This is a genomic window from Micromonospora sp. DSM 45708 (assembly GCF_039566955.1).
Classification (GTDB): Bacteria; Actinomycetota; Actinomycetes; order Mycobacteriales; family Micromonosporaceae; genus Micromonospora.
In genome coordinates, this window is the sequence record NZ_CP154796.1 from 6782282 (window position 1) to 6800745 (window position 18464).

Annotated in this window: 11 protein-coding genes and 3 rRNA genes; 10 read left to right on the plus strand and 4 right to left on the minus strand. The window is 68.1% G+C overall.

The window, feature by feature from the left end; genetic code table 11:
• Nucleotides 1–64: 64 nt before the first annotated feature.
• Both VKK44_RS29810 and VKK44_RS29815 read left to right on the plus strand, forming a co-directional pair.
• Complete coding sequence (locus VKK44_RS29810) at nucleotides 65–1207, plus strand: glutathione-independent formaldehyde dehydrogenase (RefSeq protein WP_343444504.1); 1143 nt, start codon at nucleotides 65–67, stop codon at nucleotides 1205–1207.
• A gap of 48 nt (nucleotides 1208–1255) precedes the next feature.
• Nucleotides 1256–1537 (plus strand): SCO0607 family lipoprotein, encoded by a 282-nt coding sequence (locus VKK44_RS29815; RefSeq protein ID WP_343444505.1) that lies wholly within the window; start codon nucleotides 1256–1258, stop codon nucleotides 1535–1537.
• A gap of 203 nt (nucleotides 1538–1740) precedes the next feature.
• On the opposite strand, the gene argS is transcribed toward VKK44_RS29815, so the two are convergent.
• From argS to VKK44_RS29830, 3 genes are all read right to left on the minus strand, one after another.
• Nucleotides 1741–3459 (minus strand): arginine--tRNA ligase, encoded by a 1719-nt coding sequence (gene argS / locus VKK44_RS29820; RefSeq protein ID WP_343444506.1) that lies wholly within the window; start codon nucleotides 3457–3459, stop codon nucleotides 1741–1743.
• Between the two features lie 278 nt (nucleotides 3460–3737).
• A complete protein-coding gene (trpS, locus tag VKK44_RS29825; protein ID WP_343444507.1) occupies nucleotides 3738–4796 on the minus strand; it encodes a tryptophan--tRNA ligase in 1059 nt (352 codons plus the stop codon).
• A gap of 293 nt (nucleotides 4797–5089) precedes the next feature.
• Entirely contained in the window at nucleotides 5090–5533 is a 444-nt protein-coding gene (locus tag VKK44_RS29830; RefSeq protein WP_343444508.1) for a PRC-barrel domain-containing protein, read from the minus strand.
• 339 nt (nucleotides 5534–5872) lie between these two features.
• Between VKK44_RS29830 and VKK44_RS29835 the strand changes: the two genes are divergently transcribed.
• The 5 genes from VKK44_RS29835 (at nucleotide 5873) to VKK44_RS29855 (ending at nucleotide 12873) form a co-directional block, all read left to right on the plus strand.
• Nucleotides 5873–6118 (plus strand): SCO4848 family membrane protein, encoded by a 246-nt coding sequence (locus VKK44_RS29835; RefSeq protein ID WP_343444509.1) that lies wholly within the window; start codon nucleotides 5873–5875, stop codon nucleotides 6116–6118.
• A 714-nt stretch (nucleotides 6119–6832) separates the two neighbouring features.
• Nucleotides 6833–8347: ribosomal RNA gene (locus VKK44_RS29840) — 16S ribosomal RNA — on the plus strand.
• 378 nt (nucleotides 8348–8725) lie between these two features.
• Nucleotides 8726–11836: ribosomal RNA gene (locus VKK44_RS29845) — 23S ribosomal RNA — on the plus strand.
• Nucleotides 11837–11920: 84 nt separating this feature from the next.
• Nucleotides 11921–12037: ribosomal RNA gene (rrf, locus tag VKK44_RS29850) — 5S ribosomal RNA — on the plus strand.
• Together the 16S, 23S and 5S rRNA genes form the textbook arrangement of a ribosomal RNA operon.
• 209 nt (nucleotides 12038–12246) lie before the next feature.
• Nucleotides 12247–12873: an NADPH-dependent F420 reductase gene (locus tag VKK44_RS29855; RefSeq protein WP_343444510.1), complete on the plus strand. Its 627-nt coding sequence runs from the start codon at nucleotides 12247–12249 to the stop codon at nucleotides 12871–12873.
• A gap of 55 nt (nucleotides 12874–12928) precedes the next feature.
• Here the strand turns inward: VKK44_RS29855 and VKK44_RS29860 are convergent, their stop codons facing one another.
• Nucleotides 12929–14743 (minus strand): VanW family protein, encoded by a 1815-nt coding sequence (locus VKK44_RS29860; RefSeq protein WP_343447944.1) that lies wholly within the window; start codon nucleotides 14741–14743, stop codon nucleotides 12929–12931.
• 188 nt (nucleotides 14744–14931) lie between these two features.
• Between VKK44_RS29860 and nudC the strand changes: the two genes are divergently transcribed.
• The 3 genes from nudC to VKK44_RS29875 all read left to right on the plus strand — a co-directional run bounded on the left by nudC (nucleotide 14932) and on the right by VKK44_RS29875 (nucleotide 18453).
• On the plus strand, nucleotides 14932–15855 hold the full coding sequence (gene nudC, locus VKK44_RS29865; protein WP_343444511.1) for an NAD(+) diphosphatase: 924 nt from the start codon (nucleotides 14932–14934) through the stop codon (nucleotides 15853–15855).
• Between the two features lie 448 nt (nucleotides 15856–16303).
• The gene (locus tag VKK44_RS29870; protein ID WP_343447946.1) at nucleotides 16304–16855 is read left to right on the plus strand and encodes a DUF6230 family protein; all 552 of its coding nucleotides are present in this window, start codon (nucleotides 16304–16306) and stop codon (nucleotides 16853–16855) included.
• Between the two features lie 80 nt (nucleotides 16856–16935).
• The gene (locus tag VKK44_RS29875) at nucleotides 16936–18453 is read left to right on the plus strand and encodes a DUF6114 domain-containing protein (RefSeq protein WP_343444512.1); all 1518 of its coding nucleotides are present in this window, start codon (nucleotides 16936–16938) and stop codon (nucleotides 18451–18453) included.
• The last annotated feature ends 11 nt before the right edge of the window (nucleotides 18454–18464 follow it).

An 18464-nucleotide genomic window follows, 5' to 3' on the forward strand; every position in this document is an offset into this window, starting at 1 on the left:
GTGAAAGGTGAGGGGAAGGAGTCACGTTGCCGAAATCGGGAAACGCCAGATCTGGAGACCCACCGTGAAAGCTCTCGTGTACCGCGGTCCCCGTGACGTCGCCGTCGAGGACCGGCCCGACCCCACCATCCAGGCCCCCACCGATGCGATCATCCGCCTGACCACCACCAACATCTGCGGCTCCGACCTGCACATGTACGAGGGACGCACCGCGGTGGAGGCGGGCAAGATCCTCGGCCACGAGAACATGGGCGTGGTCGAGGCGGTCGGCGACGCGCTCACCCGGATCAAGGTCGGTGACCGGGTGTCCGTGCCGTTCAACATCGCCTGCGGCACCTGCCGCAACTGCCTGCACGGCTGGACCAGCTTCTGCCTGCGGACCAACCCGACCGAGGGGATAGACGGCGCGGCCTACGGCTACGCCAACATGGGCCCCTACGACGGCGGGCAGGCCCAGTTCCTGCGCGTGCCGTACGCGGACTTCAACCTGCTGCGCCTGCCACCCGGCACCGAGCACGAGAACGACTTCACCATGCTGTCGGACATCTTCCCGACCGGCTGGCACGGCACCGAACTCGCCGGGCAGGCCCCCGGTGACACGGTCGCCGTGTTCGGCGCCGGCCCGGTCGGGCTGATGGCCGCGCACAGTGCGCTGATCAAGGGCGCGGACCGGGTGTTCGTGGTCGACAAGGAGACCGACCGCCTGGCCATGGCCGAGAAGATCGGTGCCATGCCGGTCAACTTCGGCGAGGGCGACCCGGTGCAGCAGATCATGGAGGCCACCGGCGGGGTGGGCGCCGACTGCGGCGTGGAGGCGGTCGGCTACCAGGCCCACGACCCGTCCGGCAAGGAGCACCCGGAGCTGGTGCTGGACAACCTGGTCGACGTGGTCCGCTCCACCGGTGGGATCGGCGTGGTCGGCGTCTACGTGCCGCAGGACCCCAACAGTCCGGACAAGCGGGCGCGGGAGGGCCGGATCGGCTGGCAGTACGGCACGTTCTTCACCAAGGGCCAGCGGATGGGCACCGGCCAGGCCCCGGTGATGCGCTACAACCGGCAGCTCCGCGACCTGATCATCGCCGGCCGCGCCCGGCCGTCGTTCCTGGTCTCGCACGAGCTGCCGCTGGCCGAGGCGCCCGAGGCGTACGAGCACTTCGACCGGCGCGAGCAGGGCTGGACGAAGGTGCTGCTGCACCCCAACGACTGAGTACGGGTACGGATGGCAGGCGCGGCCGGGGCGACCAGAATTCTCCCCATGCGAACCCGAATCCTGATCGCCCTGACCACGGTCGGCCTGAGCGGGCTGATGCTCACCACCGGCTGCTCGTTCGAGGAGGCGATCTGCGGCGACGGCGAATATCCGGCCATCGCGGTCGGCGGGCAGGGCGGCAGCGCCTGCTTCCCGGACGGACAGGAGCCGACCGCGCCTTACGTGCGCTACCCGGAGGGCAAGGTCCCGCAGCACGTCGACGACGAGTGGGACGTCTACTGGCGTACCCACGGCATCGACGAGAAGGGCACGATCATCGAGCGCTGACCGGTGGTCACCCCGCCGTCCACCACGCGCCACTCGTAGCGGTACGAGTAGGCGGCCGGGTGCCGGTGTCGGGCTGCCCGCCGGGACGGTCGTGGCCGAACCGGCCGACCGTCCCGGCGGGGGCGTCCGCTCCGCCTACCTGCGCGACCCCGAGGGCAACCTGGCCGAGGTGCAGTCCTGGCCGGCCCGCTGACCCGGCCGGCTCACAGCCGCTCCGGGGTGCGGATGCCGAGCAGGTACAACCCCTGCCCCAGCACCCGCGCGGTCAGGTCGCACAGCGCCAGCCGGCTCTCCCGCACCGGACCGTCGGCCCGCAGCACCGGGCACCGCTCGTAGAACGCGCTGAACGCCACCGCCACCCGGTGCAGGTAGCCGGCCAGGTGGTGGAACTCCAGGCTGCCGGCCACCGCGTCGACCACCGCCGGAAAGCCGACCAGCTCGAACGCGAGCGCCCGCTCCGCCGACTCGACCGGCGCGACGTCCGCGCCGGGCCGCGCCGCCGCGCCGGCCCGCCGGAAGATCGACCGGATCCGGGAGTACGCGTACTGGAGGTAGGGCGCGGTGTTGCCGTCCAGCGACAGCATCCGCTCCCAGTCCAGCACGTAGTCCTTGCGCCGGTCGCCGGCGAGGTCGGCGTACTTGATCGCGGCGATGCCGACCGCGCGCCCCACCTCGGCCGCCTCCGCGTCCCCCAGGTCCGGGTTGCGCTCCCGGGCCAGCGCGGTGGCGCGCTCCACCGCCTCGCCCAGCAGGTCGACCAGCTTCACCGAGCCACCGGCCCGGCTGCGCAGCATCCGCCCGTCCGGCCCGAGGATCGACCCGAACCCGACGTGCTCGGCCCGTGCCGGCGGGGCCAGCCAGCCGGCCTGCGCGGCAGCCGCGAAGACCATCTCGAAGTGCCGTCGCTGCGGCAGCCCGACCACGTAGAGCAGCCGGGTCGCGCCCAGCGTGCCGGTCCGGTGCCGCAGCGCGGCCAGATCGGTCGCCGGATACCCGTACCCGCCGTCGGACTTGCGCACGATCAACGGCAACGGCTCGCCGTCCCGCCCCACCGAACCCGGCGGGAACACGCAGTCCGCGCCGTCGCTGCGCCGCAGCAGCCCGAGCCGGTCCAGCTCCGCGACCGTCGGCGCGAGCAGGTCGTGATAGCTGCTCTCGCCCCGGAAGTCGGCCCCGGACAACGTCACGTCCAGCAGCTCGTACACGGTCAGGAAGTAGCTCTCGGACTGCGCCACCAGCAGCCGCCACAGCCGCAGCGTCGCCGGGTCGCCCCCCTGCAACGCCACCACCCGCAGCCGGGACCGGTCCCGGAACGCCGCGTCGTCGTCGAACTTCTCCCGCGCGGCCTTGTAGAACGCGTCCAGGTCACCCATCGACAGTTCCTGCGCCGCCCCGGCCTCGCCCAGGTCCACCAGGTGCTCGATCAACATGCCGAACGGTGTGCCCCAGTCGCCGAGGTGGTTGGCCCGCAGCACCCGGTGCCCCAGCCACTCCAGCAGCCGGGCCGCCGCGTCCCCGATCACGGTCGAGCGCAGGTGGCCGACGTGCATCTCCTTGGCCACGTTCGGCCCCGAGTAGTCGACCACCACGGTTTCCGGCCCGGCGGCCACCGGCACCCCCAGCCGCGGGTCGGCGGCCAGCGCGGAGACCAGCGCGCCGAGCGCCCGGTCGGCCACCGTCAGGTTGAGGAAGCCCGGCCCGGACACCTCGACCGCCGCGCAGAGGTCGGCCAGCTCCGCACGCTCCCGTACCTCCTCGGCGATGGCCCGCGGCGGCCGGCCGAGCCGCCGGGCCAGCGCGAGCGCCGCGTCGGACTGGAAGTCCGCGTGCTGCGAGCGCCGCACGACCGGGTCCACCGGCCCGCCGGCCACCGCCGCGAAGGCCGGCGCCAGCCGGTCGGTCAGCAACTTCTCAAGATCCATGGGTACGCCGATCTCGCTCGATCCGCCGCGCGGATCACCGGATGGGAAGGCGGCGGAGCGAGCAGGGTCGACGACGACCGGCGGCTCGATCCGCCGGTCGCAGGAGAAGAAGGCTCAGCGCAGGCGGTCGCGGGACCGCCGGCGTCGCAGCGCGCCGAGCCGGACGTCGGGGGACGCCGTCGGGTACGCCTGCGAACTGCTCATGGCCGCAGCGTAACCGGCCGGCCCGGGGTCGGCGCAATCGCCTACCCGGACCGGCCGTCGGCGTACCCCGGTCGTCAGGCCGGTCGGGCGGCGGCCTTGCGGTAGCGCTCGGCCCTCCGCCGCACCTGGGTGTACACGCTGGTCAGGCCCATCGCCCGGCGGACCTCGACGAGTGTGCGCCGCACCTCGTCCCGGGTCCGCTCGGTGCCGGCGGCGATCAGCTCGTCGACCAGGCCGGGCTGTGCCTCGAACCGGGCCCGGCGCTCCCGCACCGGGTCGAGGAACCGGTTGAGCGCGGTGGCCAGCGCCTCCTTGACCTCGACGTCGCCGACCCGCCCGGCCCGGTACCGTGCCTTCAACGCCTCGACCTGCGCCTGATCCGGGTTGAACACGTCGTGGTACGCGAAGACCGGATTCCCCTCGACCGTCCCCGGCACGTCGGCGCGGATCCGGTTCGGGTCGGTGTACATCCCCATCACCTTGCGGCGCACGGTCGCCGCGTCGTCGGAGAGCGCGATCGCGTTCCCCCGGCTCTTGCTCATCTTCCCGGCGCCGTCCGTGCCGACCAGCGTCGACGTCTCCGACATGATCAGCTCGGGCACCGGGAAGACGTCGCCGTAGAGGTGGTTGAAGCGGCGGGCGATCTCCCGGGTCACCTCCACGTGCGCCGCGTTGTCCTTCCCGACCGGCACCACCTGCCCCTTCACGCAGAGGATGTCGGCGGCCTGGAGGACGGGATAGCCGAGCAGCCCGTACGGCATCTCGTCCTTGCCGGCGTCCCGGCTCATCTCCTTGAGCGACGGCACCCGCTCCAGCCGGGGCACCGTGACCAGGTTCTGGAACAGCGTGTTCAGGTCACCCACCTCGGGGATCGCCGACTGGAGGTAGAACGTGGCCCGCTCCGGCTCGACACCGGCGGCGAGGATGTCGGTGACCATCTCGCGGGCGTTGTGCGCGACCTGCTCGATGTCGGCGCGGCTGTTGCGCGTGGTGAGCATGTGCAGGTCGGCGATGATGAAGAAACTCTCGTGGCGCTGGTGCAGCCGCACCCGGTTGGCGATGCTGCCCACGTAGTGGCCGAGGTGCAGCCGCCCGGTCGGGCGGTCGCCGGTGAGCATGCGTGCTGAGGACATGACGGTGTGCCTTTCGTGCCGTTCGCTGGCGGGACGCGCGGACGCGCGGGAACGACCCGGGGACCGACCCGGATCGGTGGAGCGGGCTCGTCAGAACGAGCGCCGCCATCGCCCGCCGGCGCGGAACCGCAGCCCACCGGCACGAAGTACGTCGAGAATCTGCTCCCGGCCGTCGTCAGCACGACCCGGGAGACCGGCAGCGGTCCCCGGGGCACGGGTGCACGGCCGGTCCATGTCTCACACCGTAGCGGCCCGGCGGGGGATCCGGCTGCCCCTCCGCCGCCCGGCCCGCCTCAGCCCTGCCGGTAGCTCTCGGAGTAGTAGGTGCCGACCCGCTCCCGGTAGTCGGCGTGCGCAAAGTCGTCCGGGTCGAACGCGGGCGACTCCTTCACCTGCTCCCGGGTCCGGTCCACGTGCACGACCCGGTCCAGGTGGTCGACCCGGGCCACGGTGCCGGCCGGCAGCAGCACCCGCTTGCCGAAGATCCACGGGCCGGTGTCCACCACCAGGTAGCGGGCGTCGGCCTCCTCGTTCGCCTCGTCGATCGTGCCGATGCGCCCGTCGGTCGCCTCCACCCGGTAGCCGGTGAGGTCGATCGGGGTGCCCGGACCGGGCGCGTCGAGGCGGTCGTCCGCCCCCTCGGAGCGCTGCCGCGGCACGTCGTCCGGGCCGGTCTGGGTGTAGCCCCCGGCGAGCGCGGACGGATCGCGCCAGGCCCACGGATTGAACTGCTTCATGCCGGCACCTCCGCAGTGTCGTCTCGACACCGTGCACAGTGCCCGGGCGGCGATCGGCGAAACTCGGGCGTTCCGCTGGTGCTGTCCGATGGGCGGTCCGGTGGGCCGGACCGGCCGCGGTTGGAGGACACCCGCGCGGGCGTAGGCCGGCGTCACCCGCCGGTGCCGGCCCGGGCGCGCCAGCGGCCGGGGCGCGGTGACGCCGGTGCCTGTCCGAGGGGCGGCGGTGTCGGCCCGGGACGGCGGTGCCTGTCCGAGGGACGGCGTGTCGGCGAACGGCAGGGCCGGTGCCGCGCCGTGTCGACCTCGGTGGTGGTGCCGCTGGCATACTGGCCGACCATGGTTCTGTCGCGTGGCTGGTCGTTGTTCCTGGTCGGGGTCGGGGTGTGGACCTGGGTGATCTGGCCGAGGTTCGCGGTCGCGATCTGGAACGACCCGCGGGCCTGGTCGGCCGGTGCCGTCGGGGAGGGCGGTCCGACCGGCTTCCTCTGGGTGCACGCCCTGCTCATCGCCGCGTCCCTGGCGATCGGAACGACGGCCGGCGTCCTCGGCGTACGCGGCTGGCTGGCGACGCGCCGCCGGTGACGACCGGGCCGGCTCGTCCCGGCTCGTCCCCACCGGACGGGTCCCGAGCGTGTGAGCTGCGGAGATAGTGTGGCGATGATGATGTGACGCGGGACGCTACCCCCGGATTTGACGATCAAACCCGCAGACGCGTAACTTTCTCTCTGCCAGCGCGGAACGGGGCAAACGGGATGAAAGCCCGGAGCGCCGATCCGAGCAGGCACCGGGTCCGGACGGGGTCTCAACAGCCTCGCGAGGATGCGGTCCGGGTGGGGCTCCCCGAAACGCCGCAGGGCGGATTTGGCGGAGCGGAACCGACCGGGTAAGGTTGTCGACCGGTAGGGAACCGGGCGAGCTTGCGGGAAACCGCAGCGGCCGGCCTGCCAAATCCGATGATCAAGCGCAGCGGTCCGCTGCTGCGCGGGTTCAGCGGTGCCAACCCGTACGAAGCACGACAGACCGGGACACACGGTTTGACACGGCGGAGACGGTGAGGTAACGTAGTAAAAGTGCCCGGCGCGAGAGCGGCGGGGATGTGAACGAAATGCCCCGGGTCGGGGGCCTCCTGGTGGGGGTTTCCGGTGTGGTGTGTGGTTGTTCTTTGAGAACTCAACAGGGTGCTTGATAAGCCAGTGCCAATTGTTTTATACCCCGGACTGGTCAGGCTTTGGTCTGTCTGGTCGGGATTCCTTTGGCAACACTTTTGTTGCCAGGACATTGTGTCCGACAAAGTTTTTGTTGGAGAGTTTGATCCTGGCTCAGGACGAACGCTGGCGGCGTGCTTAACACATGCAAGTCGAGCGGAAAGGCCCTTCGGGGTACTCGAGCGGCGAACGGGTGAGTAACACGTGAGCAACCTGCCCTAGGCTTTGGGATAACCCTCGGAAACGGGGGCTAATACCGAATATGACCTCGCATCGCATGGTGTGTGGTGGAAAGTTTTTCGGCCTGGGATGGGCTCGCGGCCTATCAGCTTGTTGGTGGGGTGATGGCCTACCAAGGCGACGACGGGTAGCCGGCCTGAGAGGGCGACCGGCCACACTGGGACTGAGACACGGCCCAGACTCCTACGGGAGGCAGCAGTGGGGAATATTGCACAATGGGCGAAAGCCTGATGCAGCGACGCCGCGTGAGGGATGACGGCCTTCGGGTTGTAAACCTCTTTCAGCAGGGACGAAGCGTAAGTGACGGTACCTGCAGAAGAAGCGCCGGCCAACTACGTGCCAGCAGCCGCGGTAAGACGTAGGGCGCGAGCGTTGTCCGGATTTATTGGGCGTAAAGAGCTCGTAGGCGGCTTGTCGCGTCGACCGTGAAAACCTGGGGCTCAACCCCAGGCCTGCGGTCGATACGGGCAGGCTAGAGTTCGGTAGGGGAGACTGGAATTCCTGGTGTAGCGGTGAAATGCGCAGATATCAGGAGGAACACCGGTGGCGAAGGCGGGTCTCTGGGCCGATACTGACGCTGAGGAGCGAAAGCGTGGGGAGCGAACAGGATTAGATACCCTGGTAGTCCACGCTGTAAACGTTGGGCGCTAGGTGTGGGGGGCCTCTCCGGTTCCCTGTGCCGCAGCTAACGCATTAAGCGCCCCGCCTGGGGAGTACGGCCGCAAGGCTAAAACTCAAAGGAATTGACGGGGGCCCGCACAAGCGGCGGAGCATGCGGATTAATTCGATGCAACGCGAAGAACCTTACCTGGGTTTGACATGGCCGCAAAACCTCCAGAGATGGGGGGTCCTTCGGGGGCGGTCACAGGTGGTGCATGGCTGTCGTCAGCTCGTGTCGTGAGATGTTGGGTTAAGTCCCGCAACGAGCGCAACCCTCGTTCGATGTTGCCAGCGCGTTATGGCGGGGACTCATCGAAGACTGCCGGGGTCAACTCGGAGGAAGGTGGGGATGACGTCAAGTCATCATGCCCCTTATGTCCAGGGCTTCACGCATGCTACAATGGCCGGTACAATGGGCTGCGATACCGTGAGGTGGAGCGAATCCCAAAAAGCCGGTCTCAGTTCGGATCGGGGTCTGCAACTCGACCCCGTGAAGTCGGAGTCGCTAGTAATCGCAGATCAGCAACGCTGCGGTGAATACGTTCCCGGGCCTTGTACACACCGCCCGTCACGTCACGAAAGTCGGCAACACCCGAAGCCGGTGGCCCAACCCTTGTGGAGGGAGCCGTCGAAGGTGGGGCTGGCGATTGGGACGAAGTCGTAACAAGGTAGCCGTACCGGAAGGTGCGGCTGGATCACCTCCTTTCTAAGGAGCACCATCCGGCGAAAGCTGGTATGGAGCCCGCGGCCCGCGAATGTCGGGTCGGGGTGCTCAGATGGCGGAGACACTGGTGAGTTTTTCTTCGGCAACGGCCGGGGTTCTTCTAGTACAGCTGCTTCTTCGGGAGTGGTGGGAACGGAGTCCCTGGTGCGGCTGGGGGATGGCGTAGAGCACCCTGTTGGGTCCTGAAGGAACAACCTGTGGGTTGTTTTTTCGGAGCCTTGTGCGGGCGGGAGTCCGTGAAGGTTGCCAGGCATGGCCTGGTCTCGCATACCGCCGGCGGTTGTCGGGTTTGGTGTGGGGCTTGAGGGTTGTGGGTTGGTTGTTTGTTGAGAATTGCACAGTGGACGCGAGCATCTTTGTGGTCAAGTTGTCAAGGGCGAACGGTGGATGCCTTGGCACCAGGAGCCGATGAAGGACGTGGGAGGCCGCGATAGGCCTGGGGGAGCTGTCAACCAAGCTGTGATCCCAGGGTGTCCGAATGGGGAAACCCGGCATCAGTCATGTGATGTCACCCGCACCTGAACACATAGGGTGTGTGGGGGGAACGCGGGGAAGTGAAACATCTCAGTACCCGCAGGAAGAGAAAACAAATAGTGATTCCGTGAGTAGTGGCGAGCGAAAGCGGATTGAGGCTAAACCGGTTGCGTGTGATACCTGTCAGGGGTTGCGTGGTCGGGGTTGTGGGACCCTGCTCAACAGACTGACATCTGTTGGAGAAGTTACAAAGCCAGTGGTTAGTCGAACAGTCTGGAATGGCTGACCGTAGACGGTGATAGTCCGGTAGGTGAAAGCTGCTGGTCTTCTGTGGGTGTTCCCGAGTAGCGGCGGACTCCTGAAATCTGCCGTGAATCTGCCAGGACCACCTGGTAAGCCTAAATACTTCCTGGTGACCGATAGCGGACAAGTACCGTGAGGGAATGGTGAAAAGTACCCCGGGAGGGGAGTGAAATAGTACCTGAAACCGTTCGCCTACAATCCGTCGGAGCCTTACGGGGTGACGGCGTGCCTTTTGAAGAATGAGCCTGCGAGTTAGTGGCATGTGGCGAGGTTAACCCGTGTGGGGGAGCCGTAGCGAAAGCGAGTCTGAATAGGGCGTATTCAGTCGCATGCTCTAGACCCGAAGCGGAGTGATCTAGCCATGGGCAGGCTGAAGCGCGGGTAAGACCGCGTGGAGGGCCGAACCCACCAACGTTGAAAAGTTGGGGGATGACCTGTGGTTAGGGGTGAAAGGCCAATCAAACTCCGTGATAGCTGGTTCTCCCCGAAATGCATTTAGGTGCAGCGTCGCGTGTTTCTTGCCGGAGGTAGAGCACTGGATGGTCTAGGGGGCCCACAAGCTTACCGAAATCAGCCAAACTCCGAATGCCGGTAAGTGAGAGCGCGGCAGTGAGACTGCGGGGGATAAGCTTCGTAGTCGAGAGGGAAACAGCCCAGATCACCAGCTAAGGCCCCTAAGCGTGTGCTAAGTGGAAAAGGATGTGGGGTCGCATAGACAACCAGGAGGTTGGCTTAGAAGCAGCCACCCTTTAAAGAGTGCGTAATAGCTCACTGGTCAAGTGGTTCCGCGCCGACAATGTAGCGGGGCTCAAGCACACCGCCGAAGCTGTGGCATTCACATTTTTACTTCGCCCGGTCTTGATATCGGGTGCAGGTGTGTGGATGGGTAGGGGAGCGTCGTGCCGGGGGTGAAGCGACGGGGTGACCCAGTCGTGGACGCGGCACGAGTGAGAATGCAGGCATGAGTAGCGAAAGAAGGGTGAGAAACCCTTCCGCCGGATGACCAAGGGTTCCAGGGCCAGGCTAATCCGCCCTGGGTGAGTCGGGACCTAAGGCGAGGCCGAGAGGCGTAGTCGATGGACAACGGGTTGATATTCCCGTACCCGCGAAAGAGCGACCCTGACGAACCTCGTTGTGCTAACCATCCGAGCTGCTGGAGGTCTTCGGACTGATGGTGGTGAGCGTGGGAACCTGGCGGGTAGTAGTCAAGCGATGGGGTGACGCAGGAAGGTAGCTGAGCCCGGCCGGTGGTTGTGCCGGGGTAAGCGTGTAGGCCGTGCCATAGGCAAATCCGTGGCGCATGTAGGCTGAGACGTGATGCCGAGCCGATTCAGGTGAAGTCAGTGATCCTATGCTGCCGAGAAAAGCCTCTAGCGAGTTCTTAGCGGCCCGTACCCCAAACCGACACAGGTGGTCAGGTAGAGAATACCGAGGCGATCGGGCGAACTGTGGTTAAGGAACTCGGCAAATTGCCCCCGTAACTTAGGGAGAAGGGGGGCCGGAGACGTGAAGCCCCGCGCGGGTGGAGCGTTGTATGGCCGCAGAGAGCAGGGGGAAGCGACTGTTTACTAAAAACACAGGTCCATGCGAAGAAGTAATTCGATGTATATGGACTGACGCCTGCCCGGTGCTGGAACGTTAAGGGGACCTGTTAGCTCTTCGGGGCGAAGCGGAGAACTTAAGCGCCAGTAAACGGCGGTGGTAACTATAACCATCCTAAGGTAGCGAAATTCCTTGTCGGGTAAGTTCCGACCTGCACGAATGGCGTAACGACTTCCCCACTGTCTCAACCACAGGCCCGGCGAAATTGCATTACGAGTAAAGATGCTCGTTACGCGCGGCAGGACGGAAAGACCCCGGGACCTTTACTATAGCTTGACATTGGTATTTGAATTAGCTTGTGTAGGATAGGTGGGAGCCGGTGAAGTCCATACGCCAGTATGGGTGGAGGCAATCTTGAAATACCACTCTGGTTGATTTGGGTATCTAACTTCGGACCGTTATCCGGTTCAGGGACAGTGTCTGGTGGGTAGTTTAACTGGGGCGGTTGCCTCCTAAAGGGTAACGGAGGCGCCCAAAGGTTCCCTCAGCCTGGTTGGCAATCAGGTGTTGAGTGCAAGTGCACAAGGGAGCTTGACTGTGAGACTGACAGGTCGAGCAGGGACGAAAGTCGGGACTAGTGATCCGGCACTGGCATGTGGAAGCGGTGTCGCTCAACGGATAAAAGGTACCCCGGGGATAACAGGCTGATCTTCCCCAAGAGTCCATATCGACGGGATGGTTTGGCACCTCGATGTCGGCTCGTCGCATCCTGGGGCTGTAGCAGGTCCCAAGGGTTGGGCTGTTCGCCCATTAAAGCGGTACGCGAGCTGGGTTTAGAACGTCGTGAGACAGTTCGGTCCCTATCCGCCGTGCGCGTAGGATACTTGAGAAGGGCTGTCCCTAGTACGAGAGGACCGGGACGGACGAACCTCTGGTGTGCCAGTTGTCCCGCCAGGGGCACGGCTGGTTAGCTACGTTCGGAAGGGATAACCGCTGAAAGCATCTAAGCGGGAAGCTCGCTTCAAGATGAGGTATCCCACCACTCTTTGAGTGGGTAAGGCCCCCAGCTAGACGACTGGGTTGATAGGCCGGAAATGTAAGCCCGGTAACGGGTTCAGTTGACCGGTACTAATAGGCCGAGGACTTGACTACTAAGCTGCTACGCGTCCACTGTGCAACTCTGAACAAACACCAGACCCCTTGTGTGTGGGTTGTTGGTTGATATGTTCATAGAGTTACGGCGGTCATGGCGGAGGGGAAACGCCCGGTTACATTCCGAACCCGGAAGCTAAGCCCTCCAGCGCCGATGGTACTGCACTCGGGAGGGTGTGGGAGAGTAGGACACCGCCGGACAATCTTTCAGTCAGGGTCACCCTTCGGGGTGGCCCTGACTGCGTTTCACCCAACCGACGGGAATCACCACGACGGACCCGCCGCGTCTCGTACCGTCGAGCCGGGACCGCCCCGCGCGTCCCCCGCCGACCTGGCGGACTCGTAAGAACGTGACGTGACGTACGGCGGGTTCGGGATCGGTACGGACCGGTCGGGGTACAGGAGTGGTCATGGAGATCGGAATCATCGGGTCGGGGCACATCGGGGGCACCCTCACCCGTCGACTGAGTTCACTCGGCCACGACGTCGCGGTAATTAACTCCCGCGGCCCGCAGAGCCTGACCGACCTTGCTGCCGAGACCGGCGCGCGGGCCGTGAGCCTGGAGGAGGCGGTCCAGGGCGCGGAACTCGTGGTCATCGCGATCCCGCTGAAGGCGGTGCCGCAACTGCCGGCGTCGCTCTTCGACGGCAAGCTCGTCGTGGACGCGAACAACTACTACCCCCAGCGCGACGGTGACGTGGCCGAGCTGCTGGACCGCAGTCTCAGCTCCAGCCGGTGGACCGCCGACCACCTCAAGGGCGCCCGGGTGGTGAAGGCCTTCAACAACATCCAGGCGGCGCACCTGATGGACGAGGGCAAGCCGGCGGGGGCACCGGGCCGGATCGGGCTGCCGGTCGCCGGCGACGACGCGGACGCCAAGCGGGTCGTCATGGGCATCGTGGACGAGCTGGGCTTCGACCCGGTCGACGCGGGCACGCTCGACGAGAGCTGGCGGCAGCAGCCGGACACCCCGGTCTACGGCACCGACCGGGACGTGGACGGCGTACGGGAGGGCTTGGCCGCGGCGCGGCCCTGAGCGCGTCACGCACGCAAGAAGGCCCCGCAGTGCGGGGCCTTCTTGCTGTGCGGGGTCAGGCCCCCGGATCGGGGGCGCAGATGAAGCGCGGCTCGGCGTCGTAACGCCAGCTGAACTTCTCCCGCTTGATGACCTTGCCGTCCTTCTTGATCACCCGGAACGCGTCCTGGGCGAACCCCACGCCACCGGCGGCGGAGATGCAGTCCGGGCCCGGCTTCAGGTAGACCGTCTTCGGCTGGGTGACGTTGCGGCGCGGGCCGTACTCGGTCTTCACGCTGTCGTAGATCTTCGTGCTCCAGATCGACACGGTGATCGAGCTGCCCGTGTACGAGGTGTCGATGAGCACGCCGTGCGGCGTGTTGTTGCGGAACTTGAAGTCGAGCTGCGGCCAGTAGATGGTCGACTCGATGACGGCCGGGTAGCGGCTGAAGTAGAACGAGTGCGGCTTGTGCTCGACGTCCTCCAGCCCGGCGTAGTAGCTCGCGTTGAACAGCGTGGTGGTGAACTGCGAGACACCGCCGCCCACGCCCGGCACCAGCTTGCCGTTCACGATCGTCGGCGCGTCCTGGTAGCCCTGGTCGTAGCCGCGTTCGCCGGTGTGCGCGTTGAGCGAGAACGTCTCCCCCGGCTTGACGATCGTGCCGTCCACGTCCTTGGCCGCCTGGACGATGTTCTGGCTGCGCGGGGAGGAGAGGCCGCCGGTGAACCGGGTGGTGAAGGTGGAGACCCGTTCCTTGATGCCCAGCTCGGCCAGCTTGGCCTCGGTCAGCTCCGGCGCGGCCGGCTTGAGCTCGGCGGTCACCGCGCGGCCGGTCGGCTTCGGCAGCACCGCGAGCAACGCGGGCCCGAGCGCGGCGGCGTCGACCTGGCGGCCGGCCCGGCTCGGCACCACCTTCGGCTTGCCGCCACTGATGGTCAGCCCGGCGTCGCGCGGTTCCACCTCCAGCGTCGCCAGCTTGCCGCCGAGCGCGGCGCGGAGCCGCTTGACGTCGATCCGGGGAGTGATCCTGCCGGAGTCGTCGGTCGGGAAGCGCAGCGACCGGGCGAGGGCGGCGGGCGGGATGGTGACCGAGCCGCCGTCGGTGGTGAGCGTGACGGGCGCGGCGACGGCCGGCCGGGCCAGCTCGGTGACGAGCCGGTCGACCTCCTCCCGGGTGGTCGCCGGCCACTTCTCCACCAGCGGCACGGTGACCGGGCGGGCGGCCAGCCACGCCGAGGTGACCGCCGTCGTCGCGGCGGCGGTGTCGACGGTCAGCGCCGGCTTCGGGTAGACCGGCTTCGGGGTGGTGCCGGTCCAGATGATGGTCGGCATGGTCATCTCGCGGCTCTGGTCGCCGACCGCCTTGCGCAGGGCGTCCGCCAGCCGGTCGGCGTCGACAGTGACCACCGGCTCGACCGCGCGGGAGCCGACGAGTCGGCTCACCGCGTGCGCGTCGGCGTCGGCGGCTGCGGCCACCGTGGCGTCCACGTCGACGGTGAGCCCGACGTCGGCCGGCTTCAGCTCGACCTTCTTCTCGCCCACTGTCACGGTGATCGGGGCGTTCAGCGCGTCGGCGCGGCGTTCCAGCTCGGTGCGCAGCGCGCGGGCCGCCTCTGCCCGGCTCCGGCCGCCCAGCTCGGTGCCGAGCACCGTGGTGCCGCGGGGCACGTCACCGGCGTACGCGTAGGCACCGACGCCGACGCCACCGGCGAGCACGACGGCGGCGATCCCGCCGGCCAGCAGCAGCCGGGCACGCCGGGAGCGCGGTGGCTTCCCCGGGTCGCCGGTGGGCGGTGTGGCGACCGGCTCCAGTTCGACCCCGGGCCAGCTCACCGCGGCCACCTTGATGGTGGGGCGGTCGTCGGCGGCCGGCAACTTCTCGCCGTACATCGTCACTGCAACCTCGATCGGAAGTACACGTGCGGGGACCGCTTCCCCCGCGGGAGACACCTACGGTAACCAACGCTCGGGCCGGTCGGGAGTCTCCGGCCGGGCGGTCGTGTCGGGCGGGTGGCGGTGTCGCACCGATCACCCGTTTCGGGGCCCCGTCGACGCTCCGATCGTGACACGGTGGGCGGGTGCGGGCGGACGAGCGGGGGTTGGCGTACGGCGGTGGCTGGCTGGACCGGGCGGCGGAGCTGCGCGGCGACGCGAACTGGCTGGCCGAGCGGCTGACCGATCCGGCCAGCGTGGTGTTGCCGTGGTGGCGGGACCGGTGCCTGGTGGACGCCGAGCGGGTGCCGGTGCGGCCGGCCGTGGCGGGCGCGGCCGGGTTGCTCGCCGCCGCCGACGAGACGGTCTTCCTGGGGCTGGACGCGGGCCGGGCGGTGTTCGCCGCCGACCTGTCCGGCCGGGCGGGGAGCGAGGCCCACGAGCTGGCCGGCGCGGTCGAGGCGGTGGACGTCCGGGCCCTGGTGGGCGCGCTGACGCCGGCCGAGGCGGCGATCCAGGCGTACGCGAAGGGGTTGCTGCACTGGCATCGGGGCCAGCGGTTCTGCGGCGCCTGCGGCGCGGCGACGGTGGCCGGGTCCGGCGGGCACGTCCGTTCCTGCACCGGGGCGGGCTGCGCGCGGTTGTTCTTCCCGCGGATCGAGCCGGCGGTCATCGTGGTGGTCGAGGCGCCCGGTGAGCCGGCGCGTTGCCTGCTGGGCCGGCATCGCGGGGCGGCGGAGGATTCCTGGTCGTTGCTGGCCGGTTTCGTGGAGGTCGGCGAGAGCCTGGAGGACGCGGTCCGGCGGGAGCTGGCCGAGGAGGCCGGCGTGTCCGTGTGTGCGGTGACCTACCAGGGTTCGCAGGCGTGGCCGTTCCCGGCCGGGTTGATGGTCGGGTTCCGGGCGACGGCGGCGTCGACGCGGGTCCGGGTCGACGGCGAGGAGCTGGTGGAGGCGCGCTGGTTCACCCGCGCGGAGCTGCGGGCGCGGGTCGCCGCGGGGCGTCCCCTCGGCCGGATCGACTCGATCGACCGCCACCTGCTGGCCTCGTGGTTGGACGGGCGGGGCTGAGGCGGCTCCGGTCGGTGGCGCGGCCCGACCGGACGGGTGAGGGGAGCCTCACCCACAGCGCCTTGCCAGCTCGGCGTTACCGAACTGTGATGTTTGGCAGTGGCGGTTACCACAGGTGAAACCGGTTCGCCATCCTGTCGTAATCAGGCTGGTTTGCCCCGGCCTCGTTGTCGGGCGCACGTTAACGGTTGGTAACCAGCGACGATCTTGATATCACGAGTGTGTTACCCGTCAGTAGCTTGGGGCTTGTGAGGTCTGTCGCTTCGCGAGAGCATCCAATCCGCGACCGCGCGGCCGTTCGGCACGACGGCATCCGCGCCGCCCCGCAGCTTTCCCGTCCCGCGTCGCGTCCCGCGTCCGGAGACGCACCCCCGTCGAGGAGGACCTTGTGAGTGAATCGGAGAACCGTCAGCCGAGTGGCGGCACCCGCTGGCGGCGCTTCGCCGCGATGATGGTGCCGGCGACGGTCGTGGCCGGCGGCATCGTGCTGGGCATGGCCAACGGCGCCGTCGCGGCCTCGTTCGCGGTGTCGGGCCAGACCTTCAAGGTCGGCGCCTCGAAGCTGGTCGGCAACGGCTTCAAGCAGTACGGCGGCATGGTCGAGGAGAAGGGCGGCACCAAGCACCCGGTGGCCGTCTCCGAGATCGCCGACGCCAAGCTCTACGACCTCTGCCAGTCGGTCAACGCCAGCCTGCCGGGCATCCCGATCGTGCTGACCATCAACGCCGGCGGTGGCGGTAAGCCGGCCACCGCCACCAACCTGCTGATCGACATGGAGTCGCTCGAGGGCGACGCCACGTTCGAGAACATCCAGATCGGCCGCGACGCCAACGACCTCAACCCGAAGCAGGGTCAGCCGGGCGGGTTCGGGCAGAGCGCCGACGTGGTGACCATCACGAAGCTGGAGCAGGTGGCGCGCTCCACCAGCGCCGGCGTCTTCACCCTCAACGGCCTGAAGCTGAAGGTCAACGTGGGCAAGGACGCCAAGGAATGCTTCTGATCTGAGGGCGAGGCCCGCGGAGGGCGCCCTCCGCGGGCCTCGACCATGTCTCACCCCGTCAGCACCGCCAGGAGGAGTACGTGACAACCGCCGAGACGCAGCAGGCCCGGCCGGGTCGGCCCGGCCAGGCGTGGCGTGGCTTCCGCCGGTGGCGCCGGGCACGACCGTTCTGGGGCGGGCTCTTCACCGCGCTGGCCGGTCTGGAGATCTTCGCCACCACCCAGATGAGCCTCAACGGCCTCACGTTCCAGATGGGGCCGACCGGGTTCCTGTCCTGGCTCATCCCGACCATCCTCGTGGCCTGCGGCATGCTGCTCTGGTTCAGCCCGGCCCAGCGCATGTTCTACGCGGTGGTCGCGGCGATCACCGCGCTCTACTCGCTGATCGGCGTGAACCTCGGCGGCTTCTTCATCGGCCTGCTGCTCGGCATGGTCGGCAGCGCGCTCGGCTTCGCCTGGGTGCCGAGCAAGAAGGCCGCCACCGACCCGACGCCGGCCCAGCCGGTCGACGAGCCGGCGGCCGAGTCGGACGAGGAGCCGGAGCCGGCCCTGGTCGACGAGTTGCTGCCGCCCCGGCAGCGGCAGGACGACGCCACCGGCGTCCTCACCGACACGTTGCCGGAGCCGCGTAACCCGCTGCGCGAGGCGTCGCCCGTCGACCCCGCCGCGCCGGACGGGTCCCGCGGGTCGGGGTACCCGCCCCGGGCGTACGCGATCCTGCTGGTTCTCGCGGTCTCCCTGGCCGGTCTGGTCGCGCTCCGCGACCAGCGGCCGGCGGTCGCCGCGCCGGCGGCCTGCCCGACCACGACGGCGCCGGCACCGAAGCCGTCCGCCTCGACGACCGCCCCGGCGTCCCCGTCGGCCAGCCCGAGCGCCACCGCCACGACGCCGCCACCGGCGGAGGGCTCGGACGGCAACCTGCTGACCGATCTCGTCGACGGCATCACCGACCTGTTCACCGGCGGGGAGGAAAAGGCCGAGCCGTCACCGTCGGCCGTGGCATCCGCCGCTGCCGCCACGCCGAACGCGAGCGGCACGCCGAAGCCCGGCGGCAGCGCCAAGCCGTCGGCGCCGGCGAAGCCGGGTGCCGACTGCGGCGACGCCGACCCGGCCCCGACCAAGCCCAAGCCGGTCGAGGAGGGCAAGCCGCTGCCCAAGCTGGCCGCCGACCCCGACCAGCCGCTCGTGGCCGACCCGCCCTCCCTGCTCACCGGCTCCAAGGTGACCATGACCGGGCTGCGTTTCGAGGGCATCGTCGAGCTGCCCACCTACCGGGGCAAGCTCAAGTGCCTGAAGTTCACCATGGACAAGGCGGTCACCGACGACTTCACGCTGCTGGCCAACGGCCCGGCGGGCAAGAAGCAGCGGTACGTCACCGACCGGCTCACCGTGCAGGGTGACGTCGCGTTCTACGCCACCCGGTTCGTCGGGCACCTGCTCGGCATCAAGATCACGTTGACGCCGGACCTGCCCTTCCCGGACGGCATCCCGATCACCTCGCCGATCCCGATCAGCTTCGACGACCCGGTGATCGAATTGGCGTACGAGCACTCGAATTCGCTCACCGCCAAGCCGGTGCTCCAGGTCGACCTGGCCTGACCCCGGCGCAC

Bases quoted from the DNA above. Each gene is read 5' to 3' on its own strand.
- VKK44_RS29815 (WP_343444505.1), top strand. From the start codon at position 1,256: ATGCGAACCCGAATCCTGATCGCCCTGACCACGGTCGGCCTGAGCGGG.
- argS (WP_343444506.1), bottom strand. From the start codon at position 3,459: ATGGATCTTGAGAAGTTGCTGACCGACCGGCTGGCGCCGGCCTTCGCG.
- trpS (WP_343444507.1), bottom strand. From the start codon at position 4,796: ATGTCCTCAGCACGCATGCTCACCGGCGACCGCCCGACCGGGCGGCTG.
- VKK44_RS29830 (WP_343444508.1), bottom strand. From the start codon at position 5,533: ATGAAGCAGTTCAATCCGTGGGCCTGGCGCGATCCGTCCGCGCTCGCC.
- VKK44_RS29835 (WP_343444509.1), top strand. From the start codon at position 5,873: ATGGTTCTGTCGCGTGGCTGGTCGTTGTTCCTGGTCGGGGTCGGGGTG.
- VKK44_RS29855 (WP_343444510.1), top strand. From the start codon at position 12,247: ATGGAGATCGGAATCATCGGGTCGGGGCACATCGGGGGCACCCTCACC.
- VKK44_RS29860 (WP_343447944.1), bottom strand. From the start codon at position 14,743: ATGTACGGCGAGAAGTTGCCGGCCGCCGACGACCGCCCCACCATCAAG.
- VKK44_RS29870 (WP_343447946.1), top strand. From the start codon at position 16,304: ATGATGGTGCCGGCGACGGTCGTGGCCGGCGGCATCGTGCTGGGCATG.